We start from the raw sequence: 365 nt of genomic DNA, 5'->3' as shown, positions 1-365 counted from the left end.
TCATTAACAGTAGATACTGTTGCCCCAGCAGCGACATTAAACATTAATCCGGTTGCAACGGATGACATCCTCAATGCAGCAGAAGCAGGAACGAATGTCACCATCAGTGGAACAGTCACAGGTGAATATGTTGCAGGTGATCAGGTAACACTACTGATTAATGGCAACACTTACACAGCGACAGTACAGGCAAATGGCAGCTGGATCACCAGTGTTGCAGGCAGCGAACTGGTTGCAGATGGAGATCGCATCATTGACGCGATCCTGATTGCACACGATGCGGTTGGCAATAGCACGACTGTGACTGCTACACATGATTATCAGGTTGACACGACAGCACCGACATTAACCATCAGTGCTGCTGA

Annotated in this window: 1 protein-coding gene; it reads left to right on the top strand. The window is 48.2% G+C overall.

Features of this window, described 5'->3' with window-relative positions; all coding sequences use genetic code 11:
• Window positions 1–365: Ig-like domain-containing protein (locus VF675_RS13830; protein ID WP_440205402.1), on the top strand; the 365-nt coding region annotated here is incomplete at both ends.

The sequence above is a fragment of the Acinetobacter sp. Lyrl_1 genome, from assembly GCF_051948795.1.
Classification (GTDB): Bacteria; Pseudomonadota; Gammaproteobacteria; order Pseudomonadales; family Moraxellaceae; genus Acinetobacter; species Acinetobacter towneri.
This window is presented reverse-complemented; position numbering and strand designations above follow the sequence as displayed.